Origin of the sequence: Bifidobacterium bifidum ATCC 29521 = JCM 1255 = DSM 20456 (assembly GCF_001025135.1) — a bacterium.
Classification (GTDB): Bacteria; Actinomycetota; Actinomycetes; order Actinomycetales; family Bifidobacteriaceae; genus Bifidobacterium; species Bifidobacterium bifidum.
The window spans coordinates 132,122-156,070 of sequence record NZ_AP012323.1 but is presented as its reverse complement, the minus strand read 5'-3'; the positions used below and the strand labels follow the sequence as shown (position 1 = coordinate 156,070).

The 23,949-nt window shown below is 62.8% G+C and carries 18 protein-coding genes and 2 pseudogenes; 7 read left to right on the top strand and 13 right to left on the bottom strand.

What is annotated here, in order from left to right; translation table 11 throughout:
• Positions 1-359 precede the first annotated feature (359 nt).
• Positions 360-668: a tyrosine-type recombinase/integrase gene (locus tag BBBF_RS10165; RefSeq protein WP_310591001.1), complete on the top strand. Its 309-nt coding sequence runs from the start codon at positions 360-362 to the stop codon at positions 666-668.
• A 117-nt stretch (positions 669-785) separates the two neighbouring features.
• Here BBBF_RS10165 and BBBF_RS09405 read toward each other — a convergent pair.
• From BBBF_RS09405 to BBBF_RS09400, 5 genes and pseudogenes are all read right to left on the bottom strand, one after another.
• A pseudogene (locus BBBF_RS09405) lies at positions 786-1,968 on the bottom strand (transposase family protein); the annotation flags it as partial.
• 338 nt (positions 1,969-2,306) lie between these two features.
• Positions 2,307-2,738, bottom strand: a complete 432-nt coding sequence (locus BBBF_RS00570; RefSeq protein ID WP_021647451.1) for a GNAT family N-acetyltransferase — start codon at positions 2,736-2,738, stop codon at positions 2,307-2,309.
• A 62-nt stretch (positions 2,739-2,800) separates the two neighbouring features.
• Complete coding sequence (locus BBBF_RS00565; RefSeq protein ID WP_021647452.1) at positions 2,801-3,619, bottom strand: alpha/beta fold hydrolase; 819 nt, start codon at positions 3,617-3,619, stop codon at positions 2,801-2,803.
• A gap of 121 nt (positions 3,620-3,740) precedes the next feature.
• The gene (locus BBBF_RS00560; RefSeq protein WP_003811449.1) at positions 3,741-4,073 is read right to left on the bottom strand and encodes a putative heavy metal-binding protein; all 333 of its coding nucleotides are present in this window, start codon (positions 4,071-4,073) and stop codon (positions 3,741-3,743) included.
• Between the two features lie 42 nt (positions 4,074-4,115).
• The gene (locus BBBF_RS09400) at positions 4,116-4,436 is read right to left on the bottom strand and encodes a glycosyltransferase family A protein (RefSeq protein ID WP_014759725.1); all 321 of its coding nucleotides are present in this window, start codon (positions 4,434-4,436) and stop codon (positions 4,116-4,118) included.
• Positions 4,437-4,508: 72 nt separating this feature from the next.
• On the opposite strand from BBBF_RS09400, the gene BBBF_RS00555 reads away from it, so the two are divergent.
• The 4 genes from BBBF_RS00555 (at position 4,509) to BBBF_RS00540 (ending at position 9,605) form a co-directional block, all read left to right on the top strand.
• On the top strand, positions 4,509-4,907 hold the full coding sequence (locus tag BBBF_RS00555) for a DivIVA domain-containing protein (RefSeq protein ID WP_014759724.1): 399 nt from the start codon (positions 4,509-4,511) through the stop codon (positions 4,905-4,907).
• 216 nt (positions 4,908-5,123) lie between these two features.
• Positions 5,124-5,573, top strand: coding sequence for a (deoxy)nucleoside triphosphate pyrophosphohydrolase (locus BBBF_RS00550; protein ID WP_003811442.1), 450 nt, complete (start codon positions 5,124-5,126; stop codon positions 5,571-5,573).
• The gene (locus tag BBBF_RS00545) at positions 5,570-8,755 is read left to right on the top strand and encodes a DUF3427 domain-containing protein (protein WP_021647454.1); all 3,186 of its coding nucleotides are present in this window, start codon (positions 5,570-5,572) and stop codon (positions 8,753-8,755) included. Before BBBF_RS00550 ends, BBBF_RS00545 begins: the two co-directional genes overlap by 4 nt.
• Before the next feature lie 349 nt (positions 8,756-9,104).
• Positions 9,105-9,605: a hypothetical protein gene (locus tag BBBF_RS00540; RefSeq protein WP_003811438.1), complete on the top strand. Its 501-nt coding sequence runs from the start codon at positions 9,105-9,107 to the stop codon at positions 9,603-9,605.
• 4 nt (positions 9,606-9,609) lie between these two features.
• Here the strand turns inward: BBBF_RS00540 and msrB are convergent, their stop codons facing one another.
• The 8 genes and pseudogenes from msrB to BBBF_RS00500 all read right to left on the bottom strand — a co-directional run bounded on the left by msrB (position 9,610) and on the right by BBBF_RS00500 (position 22,437).
• The gene (msrB, locus tag BBBF_RS00535) at positions 9,610-10,614 is read right to left on the bottom strand and encodes a peptide-methionine (R)-S-oxide reductase MsrB (protein WP_003811437.1); all 1,005 of its coding nucleotides are present in this window, start codon (positions 10,612-10,614) and stop codon (positions 9,610-9,612) included.
• Between the two features lie 101 nt (positions 10,615-10,715).
• Complete coding sequence (locus BBBF_RS00530; RefSeq protein ID WP_029414686.1) at positions 10,716-11,216, bottom strand: hypothetical protein; 501 nt, start codon at positions 11,214-11,216, stop codon at positions 10,716-10,718.
• Between the two features lie 78 nt (positions 11,217-11,294).
• Complete coding sequence (locus tag BBBF_RS00525) at positions 11,295-12,050, bottom strand: DUF1109 domain-containing protein (protein WP_021647457.1); 756 nt, start codon at positions 12,048-12,050, stop codon at positions 11,295-11,297.
• Between the two features lie 263 nt (positions 12,051-12,313).
• Entirely contained in the window at positions 12,314-13,288 is a 975-nt protein-coding gene (locus tag BBBF_RS00520; RefSeq protein WP_021647459.1) for a DMT family transporter, read from the bottom strand.
• 35 nt (positions 13,289-13,323) lie between these two features.
• Positions 13,324-14,379, bottom strand: coding sequence for an alpha/beta fold hydrolase (locus BBBF_RS00515; RefSeq protein WP_021647460.1), 1,056 nt, complete (start codon positions 14,377-14,379; stop codon positions 13,324-13,326).
• A 152-nt stretch (positions 14,380-14,531) separates the two neighbouring features.
• A pseudogene (locus BBBF_RS00510) lies at positions 14,532-16,859 on the bottom strand (YhgE/Pip family protein).
• On the bottom strand, positions 16,856-19,678 hold the full coding sequence (locus tag BBBF_RS00505) for a YhgE/Pip domain-containing protein (protein WP_033509640.1): 2,823 nt from the start codon (positions 19,676-19,678) through the stop codon (positions 16,856-16,858). Before BBBF_RS00505 ends, BBBF_RS00510 begins: the two are co-directional and overlap by 4 nt.
• Positions 19,679-19,905: 227 nt before the next feature.
• Positions 19,906-22,437, bottom strand: coding sequence for a S9 family peptidase (locus BBBF_RS00500; protein WP_003811420.1), 2,532 nt, complete (start codon positions 22,435-22,437; stop codon positions 19,906-19,908).
• A 239-nt stretch (positions 22,438-22,676) separates the two neighbouring features.
• On the opposite strand from BBBF_RS00500, the gene BBBF_RS00495 reads away from it, so the two are divergent.
• Both BBBF_RS00495 and BBBF_RS00490 read left to right on the top strand, forming a co-directional pair.
• Positions 22,677-23,378, top strand: a complete 702-nt coding sequence (locus BBBF_RS00495) for an FhaA domain-containing protein (RefSeq protein WP_003811419.1) — start codon at positions 22,677-22,679, stop codon at positions 23,376-23,378.
• Between the two features lie 27 nt (positions 23,379-23,405).
• Positions 23,406-23,948: an FHA domain-containing protein FhaB/FipA gene (locus tag BBBF_RS00490; RefSeq protein WP_003811415.1), complete on the top strand. Its 543-nt coding sequence runs from the start codon at positions 23,406-23,408 to the stop codon at positions 23,946-23,948.
• Position 23,949: the final 1 nt, after the last annotated feature.

Here is a 23,949-nt window from a genome sequence, read left to right as displayed (position 1 = left end):
AGCTGTCCGGCAAGAAGAAGCCGCGGCCGCTGAGTCCCTGCATAGCATCGTCAAGGTCGTCATGGCGGCGGTGTTCGAATACGCCATCACCAACAAGTGGATCCGGAGAACCCGGCCAAGCTGGTCACCATACCGCAGATTGTGTCCAAGGACGAGGACATGGTGTTCCTCACCGTGCCGGAAGTCGAACTGCTGGTGCGATTCCTCGCTTACACCGGCGTGCGCATCAACGAAGTGCTCGCCCTGCAGATTCAGGATCTCGACTTCAGGAACCGCAAAGCCCGCATCCGCCGCACATGGTCCGATGACGGGGAAGGCAGGATGCAACTCGGCACGCAAAAAACGGTGAGGCGAGGACCATCGCCCTGCCGCAGTCTCTCATTCCCCAACTGGAGGAGCAGACCGCCGGACAAAGCAAGAACGAGTTCCTGTTCCGGGCCAAACGCGGCGGATGCATCCACGACCAGAGCTGGAGGACACGCATCTGGTATCCCAGCGTGCGCAACGCGGGCATGGAGGGCGAGGCTGTGAACATCCACAGCCTACGTCACACCTACGCGTCCATCGCCATCGCCTGCGGCGCGGATGTCAAGACCCTCCAAAAACAGCTTGGCCATGCCACGGCGAGCATCACACTCGACGTATACGCCGGACTCTGGCCCGAATGACTCAACGAAGTCGCCGACACCGTGGACCAGATGCGGCTCAAAGCCATCGATGCAGGCAAGACGAGTGAAACCGCCGCAGTGGCGTAAGAGCTTAACAAACCCTCCAAACATTATGAAGTGGCCTGGTTTTTGTTTCGCCTTTATAGTGAGGCGGCTTGCGACGCTTGATTCGTATAATACTCGGTTTCCACCGCTTCCGGTGTCCCGTAGCCCAGGGGCCGGTGCAGCCGTTTCGAGTTCCGCCACGAGACCCGCCGGAACGTCGCCGGCCCCAGGTCCTTCGGATCATGGAAGGGCTTGCGCCGCCAGACGAGACCGGTCCTGTACGCGCCGTCGGCGGATTCGGCCATGGCGTTGTCGCGGGAGTCGCCGACCGTGCCGGTCGACGGCAGCATGCCGTATTCCATCACCCTGGCGTGCAGTACACCGTGCCGGTGTACTGCACGCCATGATCGCCGTGGCGGGCGAGGCCGTCGGTCCCGCCGCGCGACGCGGCCCACGCGATCGCCTGCTCCAACGCCTGCAGGGGCGGCTCCTCCGTGTTCATGGTGGTGGCGCACGCCCGGCCCACGATCCGCCTGGCGAACATGTCGGTGACGGATGCGGTATACGCGGAGCGCCCGTCGGTCATGCGCCCGTAGGTGATGCCGGCCACGTGCGGCCGGTCCGGCGCCTCGGCCTCGAACTTGCGGTCCACCAGGTCGGGCCTGCCGCCCGTGCCCTTCGCGGGCTTGGTGGCGACGGAGCGTCTTTCCACGCCTGACGCCCCGCATGCCGAGCCCGCGCATGATGTCCATCACCTGGTCGCGGCCCGCTTCCCCGGGATCCCGGCCCTTGCCGATGAGCCCATGCCGCACCTCGCGGCATCCGTACACGGCGGAGAACCCGCCGGCATGGATGTCCATGACATCGCGGGCTGGCGCCTCGTGGCGCGCCCGCATGCGGCTGACGGGTCCTGGCCTGAACATGCGGTAGCCGCGCGGCGTGAGGAAACCGCAGTCCAGCGCTTCGGACAGGACCTTGCAGATCGGCCCGGCCTTGAAACGGTTCCCGTATTCGTCGATGCACGCGGCCATCAACGCCGTGTCGGGTCGAGCCCGGCCGCGGAAAAAGCCGGAGCCGTCGTCAATATCTCGTTCGCCCGGCGCAATTCCGTGTTCTCCGCCCGCAGCCGCTTCAACTCCGCCATCGCCTCCTGCGCGGACCGCTTCGTCTCCGACGAATACGACGACCAGGACTCCGCCAGCAACCTGACGGCCTTCGCCCGGAACTCCGGAGTGTATCGAGTGCCCTTTGCCATGGTTCCATCATCTCCCATCGAGTTAGAGGAAAAGCGGAACAAAAAACAGGCCATATCAACTACCTCGACACGGTCGCCGAGGAACTCAACGACCGGCCACGCAAAACCCTCGGCTTCATGAAACCAAGCGAGAAGATCATCGAACTACTCGACACCAGCAACTAACCTAAAACCAACAAAACAACACAGGCGTTGCAACCACCACTAGAATCCACCAATTACGGGTTGAAATCGCCGTTCTGGGCAATTCCCCGTGCAAAAATGTCGCTTTCGGGCCCGAAAACGGCGATTTCGCACGGGGAATCACGGATCTCGGCTATTTCAACCCGTAAGTTGCATCATATGAGCGCCTTGATCAGCCAACCGTGGCGGCCGTCGTCGTAGAGTTCGTCGGTGAGTTGATATCCACGCCGCTCGTAGAACTTGTAGTGGTCGTTCTCCGAATGTACCGCGGCGATGGTTCCTCCACTGTGCGCAATACGGCGTTCGGCGTCGGCCAGCAGTTGGGAGCCGATACCGCGGCCTTGCGCGTCGGACAGCACGGCGAGACGCGCGATCACGTACCTTCCCGGCTGATCGGAATGGTCGGGATCCGCATAGAATCGGCATGTCGCCACGGTCCGATTCCCGTCGAACGCCAGCAGATGAACGGCCACGGCATCCCACTCGTCGAATTCAGGCCGCCAGTCACGCTCGCGGATGAACACCTGCTCGCGTATCGCACGAGCCGTTTCAGGCAGATGGTCGTAGGCTTCGATTTTACCGGTCATGGGCGCCAGTGTAGCGCGTGTCATACGTCGTGCCGCGCCCGGCATCGCGTGGACGCCTACCGTCACAGCCGGCCGGCCCACTCCCGGAGCAGACGAATCACCGCTTCGGGCTGGTCGATGTGCGCGTTGTGGCCGGCATCATCCAGCGTGACGAACGTGGCGTCGGGATAATGCGACAACAGGGCCCGTTGATCTTCAAAACCAACGATCTGATCCCGTCGTCCGGTGACGAACAGGGTCGGCCCGGCATAAGTGCCGAATACGCGCTCCGGGTCGTCATTCAGCCAATAACGGGCGTCCAATCTGGCGCAGGCGTCACGGTCGCACAGACGGATGCCCGGCAAAATATATGACTGATAGCGGCGCCACGCGGCGAATGACTGGTTGACGCCCATGGTTACGAAATCGAACGTCTGATCCTGAGGCAGCGCGTGTATCAGCGTCGGATTCGGCTCGGTGATCACATGCTCGGCGACATGACGACGAGTGCGCCGCGGATCCACCACCGGGGCGATCAATGCCAGCCCGCGAACCCGCGATGGCTCGCGAGCCACCATCTCACGGGCGAGTGCACCGCCCATCGAATTGCCGACCAGCGCGAACGGCTCCCCCGCGCCGACCAGATCGTCGATGGCGGACTGCAGCCAGTCGGCCATCTCCGGCAGACCGCACGCGCGTGCCGGCAGTGCCGGAGTGCGGCCGAACCCCGGCAAATCCAGATATATGCGCTTCAGCGACCGCGACGCGGCAGCGCCCGACTCCGGGCACAAGAATGCCTCATCCAGCAGCATCAGCGAACGGTGGTCCACGCCCATGCCATGCACGAACACCACGGGCAACCCGTCACCCTCGGTCACTGCATATGCCTGCGGTTGAGTCATCACACGGTCCTTTCCACCGGTATCATCCGTCGCGCTTCGCGGCGCAACGCTTTACGATACCGTCGCCGTGCGATGTTTCGCCGAACGCCGGTGCCGGCACACAAGCTGGTGCCGGCACAGTTCAGCCGCGGCGGGCGAGTTGCACGGCGGTGCCGGACGCGGTGACCATCAGCATGCCGTTGTCGGCGCCAAGCACCTCGTAGTCGATGTCCACACCGACCACGGCGTGCGCACCCATTGCCTCGGCCCGCTGCTGCATCTCAAGAATCGCCTCGTTGCGCGCCTTCATCAGCTCCTCTTCATAGCCCTGGCTGCGTCCGCCGAACATGTTGCGCAGGCCGGCGCCGATATCCTTGAACATGTTGACGCCGGAAATCACTTCACCGAACACGATGCCCTGATAGCTATTGATGACGTAACCGTCGACCGACGGCGTGGTGGTGACGAGAATCATGATATGACCGCCTTTGGTTTGACTGCGATTGACATCTTCAGTCTAGCGTCGAGCAGGTGAATCGTCCCGTCCTGTAGGTGGGCAGGACGGGAATTGATATAGGGATGATTTTTCGAGGACCGGCGCAAACTGGCCGGCGGGAGCGGTACCGTCGCGTCCTGGCGCACCGAGTTCGGCGAGCCCATCAAGCACTGCGATGGAGGCCGGATCGTCGGAGCCATCATCAACGACGATGACGCAATCGGGACGAATCGTCTGGGCGAGCGCAGATTCGACTGCTTCACGGATGAGCGCTCCCTGATTGCAGCTGGTGATCACCACCGTGACGGCAGAGGGCGCGGCGGGCTTCAATGCTGCTTCCATAATCGCAATTCTTACAAGCGAGGCGAGAGTAGAGTGGAAGTGCGAGATATCCAGCGACAGACAGGATCAGTCATGATCAGCGCAGACACCATCACATCGAGAACGTTCACTACGGTGCGGTTCAAGGAAGGGTATAGCACCAGAGAGGTCGACGACTTCCTTGACGAAATCGTCGACCGCATGGCGACCGGCGACCACTCGCTCGCAAGGCGCATCAAGGAGAAGACCTTCAGCAATGTGCGTTTCAGAGGGGGATACGACATCGACGAAGTCGACGATTTTCTCGATGAGGTGGCCAGAGGACTGGAAGGTGACGCGGGCGCGAGCACGGGCGCGAGCACAGCCAGCGCAGCCGCAGCGATTCCGGATCCGCATGAGACCGTCGCACCGGAGCCGGGCACGAGCTACACGAGCGATGCGAATCTTGCGGCCCCTTCGTCCGACAGCGACGCGGCGCAGCTGCCATGGTGACGGTTGTGCTGGCGTCTCGCTGAAGGATCGCGGGCAGCCGACCTCCAACCGCGGCGCCGCGGTCATACCTGCTGTTGGTGGTATTTGCCGAGCGGTTTGTGTCAAACTTTCAGTAGCTGAAACTTCCGACAGCAATTGCAATCACTTCACATGCCGCTCATGACACCCGTCCGCACAATCGCATTATCAAACGCCGCCGTTGCATCCTGGGTAACCATGGACTCTCATGCCAAGATCATCAACGTTGTGGGTGCGGCGATCGTACGCGATGGAGCGGTGTTATGCGCGCAACGCGGACCGGGAAAATCTCTCGCCGGATATTGGGAATTCCCCGGCGGGAAAATAGAGCCTTACGAGACGGCTCGTCAGGCATTGCATCGGGAGATCGAAGAAGAACTGCTCTGTGAGATCGAGGTCGCCGATGAGGTTTGCACCAGCGAGTACGCCTACGACTTCGGCACGGTCCGACTCATCACATTCATTTGTCACCTAATCGACGGCATGCCACGGCTGACCGAGCACACGGACATCCGTTGGCTGGATCCTTCCGCAATGCCACAGCTGAATTGGGCTCCGGTCGACCGTACGGCCGTCGGCATCATCGCAGGCATGCGCTTCCTCACCCAGACAACGTCGGGCACCTCCGAGGAACCGAGCCGGCCATGAATACGCGAGAATCACTCAACCCGCAGTCAGACCTCAAAACCGATGCCACGCATTCCGTGCTGGAAAGCGTCATCTCCGGACTGATCGAACCCCGGCAGGACGCCCCCGAAATCTATAAGCCAACGCTGATTTCGAACCGCCCAGGCGACCTCACCATGCATGATGAAATCAGCGATGCGCTCACGAACAGCGATTCCTTCGACATCTCCACCGCCTTCGTCTCTCCTGATGCCATACTCAGTTTGTTCGAGGACTTCCGCAGTCATCATGCCAATGCGCCCGAGCAGGTCAGCAGACTGATCACGTCGACGAAGAATCATTTCAACGACCCACGCGCTTTCTGGGAACTGCTTCACCTACAGCGGACGGCAGGCGTGGACGTCCGCGTGTGGGCAGGCTCCGACTCTTCAGTATCAGTCGCTCAAGGGCAGCCGTTCCATCCCAAAGGATACGTATTCTCGCGCCGCATGCGCAACGGCACCCCGTACTACGACCTGTTCGTCGGCAGTTCGAATCTTACCGGCGCCGCATTGAACACTCAACGCGAATGGAATCTCAAGGTCTCATCCCTCGCCAATGGCGAACTGGTCGCGCAGGTGCGAGATGAAATCGACTCACAGATCGCCGATTCCAAGCCACTCACCGAGGAATGGATCAAACAGTATGAGGAGGATTTCAAGAAGTACGCGCCGCCACGGCGCGACATTCTGAAGTCCCTCGAAGGCCGTGAGATCCAGCCGAACGCCATGCAGAAAGAAGCCCTCGCGAGCCTGAAGAAACTACGCGAGCAAGGGGAGCATCGCGCGATCATCGTGTCGGCCACGGGAACAGGCAAAACCTATCTTTCCGCGTTCGACGTGCGTGAGTACCGGCCCCGGCGCATGCTGTACATCGCCCAGCAGCAAATGATCCTCAAAGCGGCGATGAAATCCTACCAAAAGGTGCTCGGTTGTCCGCAATCCGAACTGGGACTGTATACCGGCACCAGCAAACAACAGGATCGGCGCTACGTGTTCGCCACGGTGCAGACCATGCGCCAGCCGGAGGCACTGGCGCAATTCGCCTCTGACGAGTTCGACTACGTTCTTGTCGACGAAGTTCATCATGCGGGCGCCGAAGGGTATCAGCGCGTCATCGACCATTTCAGGGACGCCGACTTCATGCTGGGCATGACCGCCACACCGGAACGCACCGATGGCATCAACATCTTCGAGTTGTTCGGCCACAACATCGCCTATGAGATCCGGCTGCAGAAGGCTCTGGACGAAAACATGCTCTGCCCGTTCCATTATTACGGCGTCGCAGAATATCTCGGTTCCGACGAGGACCCGGACCAGGACATGCACCGCCTCGATGTTTCACAGGGGCTCGACGCGAAGGAGTCGAAACAGCTCAAATACGAGATCGGGCAGCTCGCCACCGAGCAGCGCGTGCGCTATATCATCGACAAGCTGCAGGAATACGGGCAATTCGGGATCCCCGTCACCGGGCTGGTGTTCTGCAGCAGGCAGGAGGAGGCGCACGAGCTGTCCCGCTTGTTCAACGAGCATTGGAACCAGCAAGCGGAACGCCCCTATCGCACGGCAGCGGTGACCAGCAAAGACGTCAACGGCAAGCCGTTATCGCAGGAAAAACGCGACGAATACGTCCGGCGGCTCACCGACGGCGAACTCGACTACCTGTTCACCGTCGACATGTTCAACGAGGGCGTCGATATCCCCGCCGTCAACCAGATCGTGATGCTGCGCAGCACAGAGTCCAGCATCATATTCACCCAGCAGCTTGGCCGCGGACTGCGCAAGTTCCCGTACAAGGACAGCGTCGTGGTCATCGATTTTATCGGCAACTACAACAACAACTACCTGATCCCCGTGGCCCTGTACGGCAACACCGGTGACCGCGACCGCGCGCGCAAGAACCTGCAGCGCAAATCGATCGGGTTGTCCTCCATAAGCTTCGACCCGATCGCCAAGGAACGCGTGCTGAAATCACTGGACACCGCCAACTGGTCCGAAATGAAGAAGCTATCGGAACAATACCGGCAGGTGCGATACGAGCTCGGCCGCATTCCGATGCTCATGGATATCTACGCCTACGATCCTTCCTTGCCGTATACATTGGCCACGAAGCGCAGCAACTACCTCGATTTCGTGCGATCGCGCGAGAAGAGCCTCGGCGGCGGCAAGAACCACGAGACAACATTTGAGGATCAGCTGGACCCGGTAACCGACACCGAAGACGCGGTCCTCAAGATGGCCACGGAATTGCTGCTGCCCGGGCTGCGCCCTCATGAGTTGGCCATCCTCGAACGGCTGTGTCGGCTTGCCGAAGAGCGCCTGGATGACGAGACTCCTGTCAGCTGGAACGCATCCGCGCCAATCAGTCGAGATGCGCTGCTTGATGCGATCCGTGCGGACTTCCCACAGGCTGATCTCTCGGATGCGCAGTTCGACTCCGCTATCAGCGTGCTTGACTACTCATACTTCACCGGACCGAATCGCAAACGTTTCGGGAACCTGCCACTGGTGGAGACGCTGGCCGACGATGATCAGGGCGAACCGGCCTATCGTTTAAGCTCCGGCTTCGTCAACATGCTCGCCGAAAATCGCACGTTCCGCATCTTTCTCGCAGACACGCTGCGCACCGGTCTGGCCAATTGCCGAGACCTGTTCCAGGAGGCGCAGAGCCGGCGACGCGCTTTCGACCATGCATTCCTGTATGAGCGCAAATACTCCATGGCCGACGTCATGCGACTGTGCGGATGGAAGAAGGAGAACACGCCTCAGAACGTAGGCGGGTACCTGCTCGACAAAGACACCAACACCATGCCCATCTTCGTGAAGTACGCGGCCAGCCAATACGAAGACGAGTTCCTGAACGCACAGGAGATGAAGTACTTCAGCAAGAACGGGCGCACCCCGCAATCTCCCGAATTCCAGTGGGCGCTGAGCGGTGTGGGACCGGACTGGGGCCGTACGCATTTCGTTCCGCTGTTCGTCATGCGCAAGGCGGAAGAGGCCGACGGCAAATACTATTACGTCGGGCACGTCGCCGCGTTTGACAATCCGACGCTCACCACCAAGCCGAACGCGGCCGGAAACGGTACGGTGAAGGTCACGCTCTCCACACTGAGACTTGCGCGGCCGCTGGATCCTGAGCTGTACCGGCACCTTGTCGGGTGAGAGATTGCGCAGATAAGCGCTGTCAGAAGGCTATCTGCGTTTCGAGGGGGCGATTCGGTTTGATCCGAACATCTATCTGCGTTTCGAGGGGTTGGTGGCCAAGTATAAGCACCCCCAAAACCGCATGATTCCAATGGCGATTGGCGCTCAATACCCCGGGCATCGCGTTTTGGCAACCCCTCGAAACGTAGATAGACGTTTGGCGAACACGAAATCAACCCCCTGAAACGCAGATGGCTGCCCCTTCCCGCGAAAAGTCTGCCCGTTCGTATGAGGTTTGGCGGCGATTCGCGGCAACCGCGCCTTCACAATGTGCGATATACCTGATTCGCCTTCGAAGGAGCCGACGATGAGAGAATCTACGCTCATCGCCAAGAGCAGCATCCGACGCGCGTCGCCACAGCTGCGCCTGCGCACAGGATTGGCGTGGGGCATCGCAGTGGCAGTGGACGCTTGGCTAGTATGGCTCAAATGGTGGCGCCTGCCGAACACCATCCGCGAAATCATCAGAATGTTCCCCGAAACCGCATTTCTGCATGATCCGGCGATGCTGTGGCAATTCGTCGCTGCATCATGCCTGCAAGTCGTCGTTATCGCATCGTTGTATCTCGCCGTCGCAAGAATCCCGGCGCGCTGGGTGCCATGGCTGCGTATCGCGACGCTCGCCTCGTTCGCGGCGATCTGCATCGGTTCCAACGCCCTGGTGATCGCCCACGGCTTCAGCACTCCGGGATTCGTGTATTCTCTGGGATTGGCTGCGGCGGCCAGTCTCATCGCGACCGTTGCGCTAGTCCATGGCCAATGGCGGCGATGGCTGGCGCGGAGGAAAAGGCGCGCAACGGCTCTCTGAACGGCTATTCGCCATCCACCGCAGGCAACCAGTCGCCGTAGCCTTCCGCCTCCATGCGCGAGCGCGGCACGAAGCGCAGCGCGGCGGAGTTCATGCAGTACCGCAAACCGCCCCGGTTGGCTGGCCCATCGTCAAACACGTGCCCGAGGTGGATCTGCGTGTCGGCCGTCCGCACCTCGATGCGGTCGCGCCCCGGGATGCGATGATCCGCGTGCTCGGTCAACAGCTCGTCCGCGATCGGCTTGGAGAACGCCGGCCAACCGCAGCCGGAATCGAATTTGTCGCGCGATGAGAACAACGGCTCGCCGCTGACCACATCCACGTAGATGCCCGGCTCGAACTCCTCGTCGTAGGCGTTGACGAACGGCCGCTCGGTGGCCGCGCACTGCGTGACCGCGAACTGTTCGAGCGTCAGGTCCCAGATCTTTTCCACATACTTCTGCCGCCGTTTCACGTTCGCGATGGCGGCCAGCGGAATATGGCAGAAGCCTCCCGGATTGGCGATCAGATAATCCTGATGGTGCGCCTCGGCCGGGTAGAAGTTGCGCAGCGGCTCGACCAAGACCGCCGGGCGGGCGGGCTGCCGATCGACCAGCTGCTCCAGCGCGGCGATATACACGGATTGCTGCGTCGCGTCCGTGAAGAACATGCCGGTGCGGTACTGCCGCCCACTGTCCTCGCCCTGACGGTCCACCGAGAACGGGTCAATGACCTCCAGGAACAGCAGTGTGAGCGTGCGCAGCGTCACCTGCGCTGGGTCGAACACAACTTTCACGGTCTCCGCGGCGTCGGTGACGCCCGCACACACCTGCTCATAGGAGGGTGATTCGACCTTCGACTGCGCGTAACCGACCGTGGTGTCGGTGACACCGTCGACGTTCTGGAAGTAGCGTTCCAGCCCCCAAAAGCATCCGCCCGCGAAATAGGCCGTCTGCATGGACGGGCCGTCCGCCGCGGCCGGGTTGCGCCGGGAGTTGTTTGTTGTATCGTGATTGTTCTGCTCGCTCATGCGTCTCACCATACCTGATTTTTCTTTGCGTTGCGTTCACTCACAGCACCGTCGATTGGCGGCGTTTCGCTCGTCTGTAGGCCAGCCGCCGATGTCACCGCTCAGATGCGCGCGCTGCGCTTTACGACTTTGGTCGCGTATAGGGAAAGTATCACGGCGATCAGAAGCGAAAACCACGCCTCCCAGCCGGATGTGGTCGCCCGCGCGGCGAGCAGACCGATAAGCGTGGTCACCACGGAAAGCCACATCAGTGCCATGAACGGCCGGGATTTGGACGTGTCCGCTCCGGCCCGGCGGCCGAGCCATCCGCCGAGCAGATACAGCACGCAATTGCCCGCGAACACCAGGCCGAGCGTGAACCATGCCACGCGCAGGCCGATGCGCCACCCGCCGATCACTTGCACGGAAGCCGCGGGATCAAGGCCGGACAGTGACGCGAGCGCACTGATCGCCATCAGCAGCTGGACGACCGCGTAGACCATGACGATCCGTCCTACGGTGGTCAGCGTGCTGTCTCCGCGTGTGAAACGGGAGGATTCGGTGGACTCGGAGGATGATTCGGCTGGGGTCTTCGCTGCCGGCTGATTCGAGACGTCATTCACGTTTCCATCATAGCCTTCGCGGAGAACCGCGTCCGCGCCTCATGTGCCGCGGTTGCATCGCACCCGGATCATCCGCCGTCATCCTATTTTCTCGACGGTTCCACCCCACTGCTTCTGGAGCTTGTCAATGATGGTCCTGTAGCTGAACACCGACCATTTCTTGCCACTCAACAGCCGCCAGTCTCCCTTGGAGATGGTGCTGTTCGCTTGCTCGTCAAACATCTCGATGATTTTGTATCGCAAAGGCGCGCGGTACATGTCGGCAGCGAATTCGTTATCGAACGTGACGTAGGCGATGCGCGGCTTGAGGCATATCTCGACGTCCGTCACACCCGGATACCCTTGCGATGAGAGTTCCGACCAGCCGGACTCGCAGTAGATGCCAGCCTCCTCAACTGATTGTTGCATGTTCTGCGCACTCTGAGCAGGTGACTTGTCGGGCGATGACGGCTTGACGATGCCGTCCTTGAACAGGTTGGAGATCAGCAGCGCGGCTACGGTCAGCATGATGGCGAATACGACGGCGACGATGGCTCCGCCTGCGGTTCCGCGCACGCTCACTCGGTTGCCGCGTCGGGAAGCCACGCGAGCCATGACGATCAGTATGATGGCGACGACGATCAGCGCCGCCGCGCCGATTGCCAGGCTGCGCACGGATACCGCTGTCAGCTTCGCGATTGCATGGGGTGCGACGGCCCGAACCAGTGCGAGGCCGCCCACGATGAGCGCGATTACGGCGACAACAGTGACGAGGATCCGCGGAACGCGACCCGGACGCCCCTGCCCGGACTGATAACGTCGCCCCGAACCGGCCTTATACGATGACTCATGCATGGCAGCCCCCGTTCTATGCATTCGGATGCTCACCTATCACTATCCACACATCCCGCGACGCCTGGCCTGGCGGGCGAAACGTGGTTTTGCGTTCTTAAGTGCGCGCCAAAACGACGACCATGCGCACGTAGGAACGCAAATCGCCCTGTTTACGTTCCTATGTGCGCGGACTTGTCGTCTCGGCGCGCACTTAAGAACGCAAACAGTCGGTGAAGCGCGTCGCACGCGAGAGAGACCGTATGTCGGCATGCGGGCCACACGTGCTAGCGCACGAGGAACACCATGACAATGATCATCACAAAGCCGACGAAATCCGTGGGCGTGAACACCGCCCCGGCCCACAGCACGGCGGATATCGTCGCGGCGATCGGCTCGCTGGTACCCAGCATTGTGCCGCGCATCGAGCCGATACGCATCACGCCGGCCAGGAACAGCCAATATGCGCCGAACGTGCCTCCGACAACGGTGAACACCATCAGCAGCATGCCGAACCAATCCAGCTGCGGCGCGCTGGCCCACGGGCGGACGAACGGCGTCAGCACCAAACCGGATATGACGAACATGATGCCGTTGACCGCAAGATTGCCCCATCGCGCTACCAGCTTGGCCGGCAGAATCGACAGCGCCGCCGTACACGCCGCGTCGGCGAGGCCCCATAGCAATCCGACCAGTGGCAGCTTCAGCGTGGAAAGATCTCCTCCGGTGGCGATCAGCACCGTACCGGTAAACGCCAACGCCACGCCGATGCTCTCGCGCAGCCCCGGCCAGCGGCGCCCGCGTATGCACACATACGCCAGCACGAACAGCAGGTTCAACGTCTGCAATACGGTCGCGGTGCCGGAGTTCGTCCAGTCGATCGCGGACAGATACGAGACCTGCACGAACAGCACGCAGGTCAGCGCGGCGAGCAGCAGCATCGGGTAGGAGCGTCGGTCGCGCACCGCACCTGCCAATAGTTTCGGCGTACGCACACCGGCACAGGCCAGGAACAACGCGCCGGCCGCGAGCTCGCGCACGCAGGCGATCCACAGCGGGTCGGCGTGATAGTCGGCCATCAGCAATTTCGACACTGTGGCGTTGATGCCCCACAGCACACCGCCAAGCAGCACCAGCACGGCGCCCAGCAGCATGGCTTTCGGCGTACGCTCGAATGATGCAGTCTCGGGCGCCGACTCGGCGGCCGGCGTTTTCGACTGTTTCACGATATGTTTCACGGCATGTTTCACGACATCTTTCATTGCGGACTCATCCGGTCGGCATCCGTCACAAACCATCAGAACGTCGGCATCTCAGATGAGCCGAAGAAGCCCAGAATCCGCTCCAGATACGGCCCAAGAACGGCATTGGGCATGCTGAAAATCTCATGCAGCGAGTTCTCGATGCGTACCACACGCACATTCCCTCCATCGGAGTTGACCTCCTGCGCGAACCGGTTCTGCGGCTCGTTGAGCACCCACACGTCGCGCCCGGCCTGGAACAGCAGCACCGGCGTCTCGACATTGTCGCACGCCTCCGGCCGCTGCACGGCACGCGACAGTCGCAGCGCCTGCCGCACCCACGCGAATGTCGCCGCGTACGTCCGCTGATGCGGGTCGTCGATGCGCTGCTGTTGGAACCAGCGCACGCGGGCCTCGCTCGCGCCCTCGTAATCGGCCATATCCAGCTCCGGCGTGAACTCACTCTGCCCGAACACCATGTGCCGTCCCAGCCCGAGCCGGCACATCGCGCCGGCAAGCACCGACGCCAGCCAGTTCGGCATACCGGTCACCGGCGCGATCATCGGGCACGACAGCACGGCCTTGTCGAACAGCGTCGGATGCGTCTCCAGCACACTCGCCCCGATGCCGCCGCCCATCGAATGGCAGTACAGGTTCAGCGGACGGCCATCCGCGTAATCCTTGCCCACCGTCTCCGCGAATTTCGCCAGATCGGCCACATACCGCCGCCAATCATCAATCCACACTAGGGACGAATTGTCGACGTCACGCGCGGAATACCCATGTCCGCGGTGCTCGAACACGCACACCGAGTACCCTGCGAGCAGGAAGTACCACACCATCTCCGCATATTTCGCGGCGAACTCCGTGAACCCGTGGGAGATCACCACGGCACCGCGGAATGTGGCGGCGGCACCGTCCTCGCCCAACCGGTCGAATTTCGCCGCGTCGTAACACACGTAATGCAGTTTGCCCGCACGCTGCAGCGGCGGCAGACCGTCGTCGTCCGCCGGCGCCATCCAGCCTTCGGACCGGCATGTGGCGAGCGCGGGCAGCACCGTCTCGCGCATCTCGTCTGCATAGCGGTTCTCGTCGATAAGCTTCACTTGCATAGCCTCCACTGTACCGCCTTTCACGCCGGCGACGGGCGGGGAAACGACCGGCTTCGTCCGGCGTCACGGCCGGGCGGCCGGACGGCCGGCAACCGGCGGCTACCGGCCGCCGCACCCGCGCGGCCAGCCTACCGCTCGCCCGCCGACTCACGTCACATGACCTTGGTGGATTCGAGATTGCGGATGATCCAATCATTCAGCCGCATCACCGGCTTGCGCAGCACCAGGCCGAGTAGCAGCGCCGGCAGGATGAACAGCGCCAGCTTGCCCATCGACACCCAGTATTCGTTGCCGAACGACCCCGCCATCGCCGAATGCATCGCATCGACCCCGTACGGGAACAACAGCCACTTGCAGATCGTCTGGAAGAACGGCGGCAACGTCTCGATCGGGAAGGTACCGCCCGAGCCGGCCACCTGCATGACCAGCAGCACCACGGCGATGGCCTTGCCGATGTCGCCGAACGACACGGTCAGCGTGTAGATCAGCAGCGAGAACACCAGCGCGCACAGCCAGCCGACCATCAGGAACTGCAGCGGATGCTCGCATTGCACGCCGAGGAAGAACATGTCGCCCAGGCATACCAGCGTGCCCTGCAGCAGCGCCATCGCGCCGAAAATGGCGTATCGCCCGAAATACTCCTGATACGGGTGCAGGCCGAACCGTCGCGCGTTGCCGGGCGACTCGGGGCGTGGCTTGCGCAGCACGTCGAGCATCGCGCCCGGCCCTGCGGTCCGTCCGGCGATCACGGCATCCTTCACGCCCATCGTCTCGCCCATCGGCAGCGTTTCGCCGAGGCCGAGCACCTTCGCCTTCTCGCGGTCGGACACCGACACCTTCATCATGGCGACGAGGATGATCGCGCCCACCCAGATCGACAGCACGGTATAGAACGGCGTCATGGCGGAACCATAGTTGGCGACCGGGTACAGCGCGATGCGGTTCACCGAGACCGGGGCGGACAGCAGCGTGGCGATCGAATCGGGGTCGGTTGACGTGATCTGCGAGAGATCGGGCATGCCGCTGCCTCCGACGACCGCCGTCAGCTGCTTGTTGAGCGAGTCGAGTTTCTCGGCCGAGGCGTTCAGGGTGGTCGCCGCGTCGCCCAACGAGGATTACACGTCGGACAGGCTGCCGGTGATGTCGCCGGACAGGCCGGACATGCTGGCGGCGGTGGCGGCCAGTCCGTCGATGACGCTCCCCGACTGCTTGACGACATCGCTCATCGACTTGCCCAGCTCGTCGAGTTGCGGCTTGATCGTGGTGTCGTACGTGTTCGCCATGTCGGTGATCGACTGCTTCGCGGCGGCTATCTGCTTCTTCAGGGATTTGCGCGTGTCGTCCGCGCTGGCGGTGCCGTCGGTGATTTTCTTGGAGGCGTCGCCGATGCTGTCGGCGACCTTCTGCAGCTCGTTCTGCGTGTTCTGCGCCTGCTGAGCCGCGTTGTTGAGCGCGTCCTTGACCGCCTGCAGGTGCGCGGCGTCGGCCAGCGAGCGCAGCGCCTCCGCGTATGTGCCGAATGTGTCGGCCTGCGATTGGATGTTGCGCTGCAGCGTGGTGAGCTTGTCGGTAATCTGGGAGGATTGGGAGCCCATGTCGGAGAACGCGGTGTCCACCTGCTTGCTGATCGTGTCGTAGGCTCCCGCGGCGTCGGACAGCGACGAGATCATGCTCGTCGAGACGCCGGCTAGGGCCTCGTCCAGGCTTTTCACGCCGGTCGTGCCCTGTTTCAGCGCTTTCTTCGCGTCCGACGCGCTGGATCCGGTCGAGCCGAGCAGACGGTCGGTGGAGCTGATGATTTTGCCTGTCGCGCCCATCAGGCTTGCGTAGGAGTCGGCCTGTGACGCGGCGGACTTCAGCTGCGACGAAATCGACGAAATGTGTTTCGTGGCGTTGGATACGTACTCGCTCATTTGCGGGCTTTGCGCGAATTTCAGCAGGCTGGATACCAGGTCGAGGGCGACCTGCGCGAGGGTCTTCGCGAAGGTCTGGTCGATGGTCGTGGCGACCGTGGACGCGCCCTGATCGGTGATGTGCGGCGCGATCGGGTTGATTTTCTCGTTGAGGTAGTACTCCAGTTCGGCGTGCTTCATTTCCGGCGAGAACAGCGTCATCATGTCGGCGCTGAACTGCTTAGGGATGATCAGCGCCGCGTAGTATTCGCCAGAATGCACGCCGTCGATCGCGGTGTCGCGGTCGACGAACTGCCAGTCGAGGTCATGGTTGGCGCGCAGCGAGCTGACGACGGTCTCGCCGATGTTGACACGCACCGGGATCAGGTCGGATTTGTATCCGCTGTCGACGTTCGCCACGGCCACTTTCAACGATTTGGTGTTGCCGTACGGGTCCCAGCTGGCGGCGATGTTGTACCAGGCGTACAGCGCCGGCACGATGATCAGTCCCATGGCCACGATGATCGCGATGACATTGCGCGTGGCGTGGCAGACGTCGCGCGTGAAGATCCTCCAGATGTTTTTCATCGCGTCTCGTCCTCCTGCCCGGCGAACGGCATATGCCCTGCGGGCGGTATCTGCTCGGTGGTCTCCCCGACGCTCTCCTCATTGCCGTTATTGCCGCCCTCGGCATCGTCATTGCCTGAAATCGGTTGCGCCGGCCAGTCAAGGCCGTCGAGTTCACCGAGCTCCACGATGTCACCGTCGCCGGCGGCCCCGGCATCACCGTCGTCCCGAGCCGCCTTGGAGACGGCCGCATGCCTGCGCGGCGACCTCCCGGACGTGCGGAACGTCAGGTGCCGGTGCGTGTATCCACGCAGCACGGCGTCGCGGAACGCGTCCGCGCTCATGGCGCTGACGCCCAGCTGCCGCGCGTACCGGTCCCGCATGTATTCGACCACGATCAGGAAGGCATCGATGATGATTATCGACAGGATCCACGTCGTCAGCATCGCCACCTTGTTTGGGATGACGAACAGCAGGATGAGGAACACGAACGGCAGCACGATCAGCAGGGCCAGCCCGGCGCGGATCAGCCGCGGATAGCGCCCGAAGAACCGTTTCGCGCGACGGCGGATCACCTTGCGAAGCTCTTCGGTGTTCGAGAACTCGTTCAGGATCGAAGAGAAGCTCACCGACTCGTTGACCATCGCGTTGTGCTCGGTCATCATCAGGTCGGTTTCGGCCAGCCGCCGGTCGAACAGCGCGTTCAGGTTCAGCGCGTACCGGCGCACGACCAGCCCGATGAACAGCGCGACGGGCAGGTACAGGAACAGATGCAGCATGTCGATCCAGTAATGGTTGCCGTAGAGTCCCGCTATCGGGCCACGCATCGCGTTGATGCCGTACGTGAACGGCAGCCACGGGTGCAGCTCCCGGAAGAAGTCCGGCATCATCTCAATCGGGTACAGGCCCGACGCGCCCGGAATCTGGACGATCACCAGTATCACGGCGACCGCCTTGCCGATATGCCGGAACGCGACCGCGAGCGCATAGATGATGTTGATGTACACGAACGAGCAGAACAGACCGGCGAGGACGAACAGCACCGGACGCTGGCATTGGATGCCGAGCACCAGATCGCCGATCATGACGATCAGGGCCTGGAGGAATCCGACGACCACGAACAGCATCCACCGCCCGAGATACGCCTGCGACGCGGTCACGTCGCCGAGCCGCTCGCGGTCGACCTCTAGCTTGTAGATGGCGATGAGCACGAAGCCGCCGACCCACAGCGCCAGGTTCGTGTAGAACGGGGTGACCGCGGAGCCGTAGTTGTCCATCGGGTAGACGCTTTTGGTGGACAGTTTGACCGGTGTGCCCATGAATTCGCCGAAGCTGTCGCCGTCGATGTTCAGGGCCTGCTCGATTTTCTGGTATGTGGCCGAACTGCCGAGCGCGGCGATGTCGGTGCGCACGCCGCTGACGCTGTCGGTGAGGTCGGCGAGCGATTTCTGCGTGCCGGCCACGGTGGTTTTCGCCTGGCTCAGCGTGTCGGACAGCTCGTCAAACAGGCTGTCGGACTGGCCGAGCGTGGATGACAGCGATGACAGCGTGCCGTCGATTGTGCCGCTGAGCGTGGCGAAGTTGCTCAATCCCGCGGTCAGGTTCGGGGTGACGGTTCCGGTGAGCGTCGTGCGTGCGCGGTTGAGTATGCCGATGCCGCTGCCGGTGGCGGTGCTGGTGGCGTCCGAAAGGCTGGTGGCCGCGCTCTTGCCGGAGCTGATGAACTGTGACGTGTCCTTGTGGAAGGCGTCGAGCTGGCCCTGCTGGGTGTTCACGGTCTTGTCGAGCGCGTCTATCTGCTGCCAGATCTGCTTGCCGATGGCGGTGTCGCGGCCGATGCCGGCCTTGTTCATCGCGTCCTTGAGGTCGCTGGACAGCGTAGCCGCGCCGTCGAGCGGCTTCTGCAGAGCGTTGGTGATGTCGTCGATGCTGCCTTGTGCGGTGTTGAAGGCGCTGAGCGCGTCTCCCGCCGCGTTGTTCACGCTGACGCCGATGCCGGACAGCTGCACGGATCCGTTGTCGAACGCGCCTGCAAGCGACGACGAGAACGATTGGGCGCTGCCCTGCACCTGCGTGAGCAGTTTCTGCGACTGTTTCGCGGCTTTCTGCGCGGATGAGATCTGACGTTTCAGCGAGGCGACGGTGGACTTGGCCTGTTTGATGCCCTTTTCCGCATCGTCGAACGTGCCGCCCATGCGCCCGAGCGATGAGTCGATGTCGTTCAGCTGCTCGATGAGGCCGTTGAGGTCGTTGACGACGCTGGTGCGCGTGCCGTCGGCGGACTGGCTGAGCTTGCCGCCCTCCTTCGTTATCGTTTGGGCGAGTGTCTTGCTGACGGTGGAGACAAATGTCGCGTTGATCTGGGAGTCGATGGTCGTGGCGCCCGTATCGGTGATTTTCGGCGCGATGGCGTTCTTTTTCTCGTTGACGTAGTAGATGATGTTCGGCTTGTCGGAAGAGCCGGTGATCGAATTGATCAGGCTTTCGCTGAAGTCCTTCGGCAGTACGATCGCCGCGTAGTATTCGCCGGACTGCACGCCTTCCACGGCCTTGTCGGCGCTGACGAACGTCCAGCCGAGCCGGTCGTTCTTCTTGAGCTGGCTGACGACCTGCTTGCCCGCGTCGAGCCGCCCGACCAGATCTGATGTAGTGCCCTTGTCTTCATTGGCGACGGCGACCTGGAGGTTGCCGGTCGACGAATACGGGTCCCAGTTGGCGAGGATGTTGAACCATGCATACAGAGAGGGGATGATGGCCACGCCCAGCGTCACCACCACCGCGACCGGGTTGCGCAGGATGCGCATGAGGTCGCGCGTGAATATTCGCCAAATCGTACGCACCAAACCCCCCGTTTCGTATCTTCCGCCCGATCATGCTCAGTGAGAGTATATCCCCAGCCGTAAGAGCTGGATTCGCCCACAGCGCACCGCCGAGGCCATATGTGGACACGAACCGCCCATATGTCGAACGCGATATCGGACATACTGTGCACAAGCGCCGCCGATGTCGCATTTGCCGCGTTTCGGGGCGGAATGCCGTTCCATTCCGCCCCGAAACGGGCGACCGGTCACAGGTCGAGGGCATCGCGCAGGAAGTCGCGCTGCAGCGTCAGCAGGTTCTCCGCGACGACCGGGTCATTGGTCATATGCGTGATTCCGGTCAGCGGCAGGAAGGTGTGCGGACGGCCGGCGGCCATCAGCGCCTGACTGAGGCGCAGGCTGTGCGCGATGGTCACGTTGTCGTCGGCGAAGCCATGAATCAGCATCAGCGGGCGGGCGAGCTTCGGCGCGTCGGCGATGATGCTGTTGCGCTCGTACGCCGCCGGGTCGAGCCCGAGGTAGCGCTCGGTGTAATGCGTGTCGTACAGCGTCCAATCGGTGGGCGGGGCGCCGGCGCATGCCGCCTTGACCACGTCCGGGGCGTCCAGCACCGCGAGCGCCGACAGGAAACCGCCGTACGACCAGCCGATCATGCACACCTTGTCGAGGTCCGGGGCGGGGATGCGCGACGCGTCGCCGTCCTGCGCGGTGCCGCGGTTCAGCTCCTCGACGGCCTGGGCCAACGCATGCACCGCCTCCACCTGGTCGGCAAGCGTGACGTCCTTCATGTTCTCGAAGATCTCACGGTCCCATCGCGGCCCGCGGCCTGTGGTGCCGCGGCCATCGGCGGTGACGACCAGGAAGCCCTGGTCGGCCCACCACTGCGCGTCCCAGTAGTACGCCTGGTTGAACACGACCTGCTGGAATCCGGGGCCGCCGTACGGCTTGAGCAGCACCGGCAGCCTGTCGGCCTTCGCGTACGGGCTATCGGCGCTCGGCGCGATGATGGCCGTGTACAGGCGGTGCTCGCCGAGCCGGGCGAAGCGCACGTTCGGCGCGAAACCGGGTTCGGCGGCATGGTTGTCGATCGGGCAGACGAGCGTGCTCATCGCGGCGGAGCCATCGCCATCGTTTTCCGGCGCGGCTCCCCCGTCGACCGGGCGCATCGTGAAGGAGTGCGACATCACGGATTTCGCCGAGTCCATGTCGCGCCCGGAGATCACCAGGCCCTCGCCGCACCGGCTGGCCGACCAGGAGCCGGGCCGTGCGGTCATCGGCAGCACATTGCCATCATAATCGAAGCTCACCACGTCGAAGCTGCGGGCGTCATGGCCATCGGCGTTGCCTCGCCACGGGCTCAGTCCGTCGGGCGCCTCGTATCCGTCCAGTTCCGGGGTGCGCTGCACGACCGCCAGCACGTCCTCATCGGTGACGTCGAGCACCTCTCGCACCTGCCAGCCGGCGGGCGTGAACGGGCGGCCGTCCACCGTCAGCCGGTTGGTGTCGGCGTCCATGTCGTTGAGCGCGCAGACCAGGCGTCCGTCCGGTGTGAAGACCGGCGTGCCCTGGATGATGTCGAGCCACTGGTCGTTGGCATGCTCCTCCAGCACGGTCGTGGAGCCGACCGGCGCCGAGCCCGCAGAGGCCTCGGAGCCGAGATGCACCGAGAGCACCTGGTCACGCGTCTGTCGGCGGTTCTGCACCAGCAGCAATGGCTCATGGCCGGCGGACCAGTGCACCGCGGCGACATATTCATAGTCCTTGCGGTTCCAGGAGATCTGCTGGATGCCCAGTCCCGCATACTCGTCGTGCCCGTCGTACGCGAGCTCCGCCAGCGTCAGGCGCACATCGGCGTTGCTGGTGAGCGCACGCGCATATCGACGGCCGGAGGCCGGCGTCTGCGGGTTCGCCGGGTCGCTGATGTACCACATCGGCTCAGGTGCCGCGTTGAACGTCTCGAAGATGATGTGACGGGAGTCCGGCCCCCACCAGAAGCCGTCGTAACGGTCCATCTCCTCGCCGGCGACGAATTCGGCCAGACCGATCTTCCACGTGTTCTCGTCGGCGTCATCGTCCGGATACACGCTCCACAGCGTGCTGAGCTTATCGGCGGAGGGGTCGTAGGGGGCGCCCGACTCCTCGTCGCCGCAGCGGTGGCCGTGCGCGTGCGGCGCCGGCTGGCCGTCGCAGTCGTCGTCGGTGGCATCATCATGACGACTGTCAGACGGCCACTGCGGCGCGATGTCGACCAGCATCAGATGTTCGCCGGTCGTGTACGCCACATGCCTGCCGTCCGGCGATATGCGCGGATTAAGCACCGGCGTGGCACCCTCTCCTGCGGCGATGCCATCCGCCGCCAGCATACGGGTGCGACCGCTGCCGTCTTCGGCGATCTCGGTCAGGAACAGCTGACCGTTGATCGTGAAGACCACACGGCGGCCAGCCGCATCCACCGAATACGAGACAATGCCCGAGCCGCCTTCACGGGCGCGCTCGCGACGGACCTTCTCCTCGGCAGGCACGTCCTCGTCATCAGCGTCCGCAAGCAGCACACGCGGGTCGGCCAGCAGCACCTCCCGATGTGTGCCGTCCGCGTCGAACACGCTCAGCCACAGCGAGGTCACCAGGTCCTCAGGGCCGTCGGAACGCAGGAACAGCGCGCGGGAACCGTCGCCAATCGCGGTCGCGGAACGCGGGGCGCCGCAGGAGAACCGCAGCGTCTGCGCCTTGTGGCGGGGAAAATCGCCGATTGCATCATGAAGAGTCGTCATATCGTTCATGCCCACCACGGTAGCCACCGCACTGGGCAAACCACGCCGGCAGCCCTCCCCCTTGCCTCCCCATGATCGCCCCGCGGGCTGGCGCATCAGGCGGACGGCATCGGTCCAAATAGGTCTCACGCCCCACAACGCCGTGTCAGAAGTGGAAATTTTGCGCTCAAACAGGCTTTTTCCTCAGAAATCACAATTGACTTCCCCACTGACGTATAGGATGGGTAAGGATATAGAAAGGGATCACCATGAGCGTTCTCGACCGTTTTGAGAAAAGTGTAGAAGGCGCGGTCAACGGAGTCTTTTCCAAGTTCGGCTCCAAAGACCTGAAGCCTGTCGACCTTTCCAGCGCCCTGGAGCGCGAGATCGACGCCGAAGCCATGCCGGTCGGCCGCGACCGCACGGTAGCCCCGAACGAATACCGTTTCAAGCTCAGCACGGCCGACTTCGATCGCATCGAACAGTGGGGCAGCGAAGTGCTCGCCAACGAGCTGGCGGACAACCTCACGCAATACGCCAAGAGCCAGCATTATGCGTTCGTCGGCCCCGTGATGGTCATCTTCGAGGAGGACCTCGACCTGCCCAAGGGCAGCTTCAACCTGAGCTCCGAATCCGTGCAGGGCAACGCGGTCCCCGTGACCACCACCGACCAGGCCGAGGACCATCCGATGCTTGACATCAACGGCAACCCCTACCTGCTCACCGAGAGCAAGACGGTGATCGGCCGCGGCTCCGGCTGCGACATCGTCATCGACGATCCCGGCATCTCCCGCAAGCACCTGGAAATTGACCTGACCCCCAACGGCGTCATCGCGCGCGATCTGGGCTCGACCAACGGCACGTACGTCGAAGGCCATCAGGTGCCGGCCGCGACGCTGCTGGACGGCAATACCATCACCATCGGCCGCACCCGCATCCTGTTCTGGGCTTCCTCACGAGAGCAGGAGTGACCCCGAGCCAGGAGTCGACTTTCCGTTATGACCGAACTGACATTTGCGATCCTCAAGTATGGATTCCTGATCCTGCTGTGGGTCTTTGTCTGGCTTGCGGTGCGATCGCTGCACAAAGACATCGAAGCGTTCAGCCCGCAGCCGTCGCGGGCCCGACGCCGCCGAGACAAGCGCGCGATGAAATCCTCTGACGGCCCGGCACCGTCCGGCCCGGCCGCCGCACAGACCGCGCCCGTTACGCCGCCGCGCCAAAGCCAGCAGCGCACGCCGCAATCCGGTCCCACACTGCTGGTCATCATCGATGGCCCGAAGGCCGGCGCCTCCGTGCCGCTGACCAGCGAATCCATCACGCTGGGACGCGCCGCGTCCAACACCGTGGTGCTCGACGACGAATTCGTCTCCTCGCATCACGCCCGCATATATAAGGATCCCGCCTCCGGTCAATGGGCGATCGAGGATTTGGGAAGCACCAACGGCACCATCGTCAACCAGCAGCGGCTGAACATGCCCATGCTGCTGCCCCCGCGCATGCCGGTGCGCATTGGCGCCACCACCTTCGAATTGAGGTGAC

Bases quoted from the DNA above. Each gene is read 5' to 3' on its own strand.
- BBBF_RS00570 (WP_021647451.1), bottom strand. From the start codon at position 2,738: ATGACCGGTAAAATCGAAGCCTACGACCATCTGCCTGAAACGGCTCGT.
- BBBF_RS00565 (WP_021647452.1), bottom strand. From the start codon at position 3,619: ATGACTCAACCGCAGGCATATGCAGTGACCGAGGGTGACGGGTTGCCC.
- BBBF_RS00560 (WP_003811449.1), bottom strand. From the start codon at position 4,073: ATGATTCTCGTCACCACCACGCCGTCGGTCGACGGTTACGTCATCAAT.
- BBBF_RS09400 (WP_014759725.1), bottom strand. From the start codon at position 4,436: ATGGAAGCAGCATTGAAGCCCGCCGCGCCCTCTGCCGTCACGGTGGTG.
- BBBF_RS00555 (WP_014759724.1), top strand. From the start codon at position 4,509: ATGATCAGCGCAGACACCATCACATCGAGAACGTTCACTACGGTGCGG.
- BBBF_RS00550 (WP_003811442.1), top strand. From the start codon at position 5,124: ATGGACTCTCATGCCAAGATCATCAACGTTGTGGGTGCGGCGATCGTA.
- BBBF_RS00545 (WP_021647454.1), top strand. From the start codon at position 5,570: ATGAATACGCGAGAATCACTCAACCCGCAGTCAGACCTCAAAACCGAT.
- BBBF_RS00540 (WP_003811438.1), top strand. From the start codon at position 9,105: ATGAGAGAATCTACGCTCATCGCCAAGAGCAGCATCCGACGCGCGTCG.
- msrB (WP_003811437.1), bottom strand. From the start codon at position 10,614: ATGAGCGAGCAGAACAATCACGATACAACAAACAACTCCCGGCGCAAC.
- BBBF_RS00525 (WP_021647457.1), bottom strand. From the start codon at position 12,050: ATGCATGAGTCATCGTATAAGGCCGGTTCGGGGCGACGTTATCAGTCC.
- BBBF_RS00520 (WP_021647459.1), bottom strand. From the start codon at position 13,288: ATGAAAGATGTCGTGAAACATGCCGTGAAACATATCGTGAAACAGTCG.
- BBBF_RS00515 (WP_021647460.1), bottom strand. From the start codon at position 14,379: ATGCAAGTGAAGCTTATCGACGAGAACCGCTATGCAGACGAGATGCGC.
- BBBF_RS00500 (WP_003811420.1), bottom strand. From the start codon at position 22,437: ATGAACGATATGACGACTCTTCATGATGCAATCGGCGATTTTCCCCGC.
- BBBF_RS00495 (WP_003811419.1), top strand. From the start codon at position 22,677: ATGAGCGTTCTCGACCGTTTTGAGAAAAGTGTAGAAGGCGCGGTCAAC.
- BBBF_RS00490 (WP_003811415.1), top strand. From the start codon at position 23,406: ATGACCGAACTGACATTTGCGATCCTCAAGTATGGATTCCTGATCCTG.